Annotated in this window: 2 protein-coding genes and 1 pseudogene; all 3 read left to right on the plus strand. The window is 66.2% G+C overall.

Annotation, left to right across the window (positions count from 1 at the left end):
* Positions 1-308: pseudogene (locus VDP82_RS17885) on the plus strand (branched-chain amino acid ABC transporter permease); the annotation flags it as partial.
* Between the two features lie 96 nt (positions 309-404).
* Positions 405-914, plus strand: coding sequence for an MbcA/ParS/Xre antitoxin family protein (locus VDP82_RS17890; RefSeq protein WP_323016167.1), 510 nt, complete (start codon positions 405-407; stop codon positions 912-914).
* A complete protein-coding gene (locus VDP82_RS17895) occupies positions 905-1585 on the plus strand; it encodes an RES family NAD+ phosphorylase (RefSeq protein WP_323016166.1) in 681 nt (226 codons plus the stop codon). The genes VDP82_RS17890 and VDP82_RS17895 overlap by 10 nt, the downstream gene beginning before the upstream one ends.
* The last annotated feature ends 55 nt before the right edge of the window (positions 1586-1640 follow it).

Genomic DNA, 1640 nt, shown 5'->3' on the forward strand with positions numbered 1-1640 from the left:
GCTACCAGCCGATCAACCACACCTTCATGATCTGGGTGATGGTGATCGTGGGCGGAGCCGGCAACAATTGGGGCGTCGTGCTCGGCTCATTCCTCATCTATATCGTCTGGGTCATTTCCGATCCGCTGGCGCAGGTTATCTTCGTCAATCTTTCGCACCTGACCGAGGGCTGGGGCTGGGGCGCCATTCCGGAGATCGAGTCGCGGGCGTTGCAGATGCGTGTCTTCGTGCTCGGCGCCGTCATCTCCGTGGCGCTGCGCTACGCGCCGCGCGGCCTGCTGCCCGAAACGGTGCGGCGAGAGGGCTGAATGTCCAGTATTGGACAAAATGTCTTGTGAAAGGTCTGGAAATGGACTATATGAAAATCCAAGGAGCTGAAAATGCACAGCCATGGATTTTCGGAAATGTACCAGGCCCCCTTTGTCGCCGCAGGTGAAGCCGCCCCGGCGGGGCGGTTCGCACCGGCCAATCGCCGGCGGCTGAGCGGGCCGGCCCTGCGCAGCTTTGCCGGCATCGCCGAGCTGTGGGGGCTGAGCGAGGAGCAGCGCCGGCTCATCCTGGGCTATCCCTCGCGCTCGACCTATCACAACTGGCTGCGCATCGCCCGCGAGCATGGGGCGGTGACGCTGGACGTGGATGCGCTGATGCGGCTCTCGGCAATCTTCGGCATTCATCAGGCCCTGGGCGTGTTGTTCGAAACCGAAGGCGAGGCGCTGGCCTGGCTCACGGGGCCGCATCGCGCACCGGTGTTCGGCGGCCAGGCGCCGCTGGCACTCATCACCAATGGCAGCCTGGATGGGCTGATGCTGGTGCGGCGCTTCCTCGATGCGGCGCGGGGCGGGCTCTATATGCCGCCCAATGCCATCGACACCAGCTTCGCGCCCACCACCGACCGGGACATCGCATGGCGCTAGCCCCGCTGGTGGCGGCGCCCCAGCCCAGCCACCGGCTGATCCCGTCGCGCTTTCCGCCCGTGGCGCTGTTCGAGAGCGCCGCCGACGCGGCTGACCTGGAAGCGGTGATGGAGCTGGCCGGCTGGACCAATGACCGACTGGTGGCCGAACGCCTCGCTCGCCTGCCCCGTGAGGAATGGGTCTTCGGCCGGCCCAACGCCTCCATCGTCATGGCCGCCTTCCTGCACGCCCCGCCCATGGGCGCGCGCTTTTCGGGACCCGATCTGGGGGCCTGGTACGGCGCGGGGCGGATCGAGACCGGCATTGCCGAAGTGGGCCATCATCTGCGCCGTGAAGCCTGGGCGCGCGGGCTGAGCCCGCAGAGCCGGCAATTCCGCGTCTATCGGGCCCGGCTGGAAGGGGAGTTCCACGATCTGGGGAACCAGGTGCAGGGGCCGTTGCTGGATGCGCGCGATTATGGGGCCAGCCAGCCCTTCGGGGAAGGCCTGCGCGCGGCCGGGGCGGATGGCATCGTCTATCCCAGCGTGCGCCATGTCGGGGGGACTGCGGTCTGTGCCTATCGGCCGAGCAAAATCCTCGATGTGGTGCAGGCTGAGCACCTGGCCATCACTGTTCATACCGACCGGGCGCTGATCGAGGTGACGACGCTCACGGGCGCGGAAACGGGCTGAGGCGACGCTGGATTATTTCACCGTTTAGGAGAAACGCTGAAATGATCTAAGTCTT

This window comes from Devosia sp., from assembly GCF_034675085.1.
Classification (GTDB): Bacteria; Pseudomonadota; Alphaproteobacteria; order Rhizobiales; family Devosiaceae; genus Devosia.

Coding starts and splice junctions, on each gene's coding strand:
- VDP82_RS17890 (WP_323016167.1), top strand. CDS start 405: ATGTACCAGGCCCCCTTTGTCGCCGCAGGTGAAGCCGCCCCGGCGGGG.
- VDP82_RS17895 (WP_323016166.1), top strand. CDS start 905: ATGGCGCTAGCCCCGCTGGTGGCGGCGCCCCAGCCCAGCCACCGGCTG.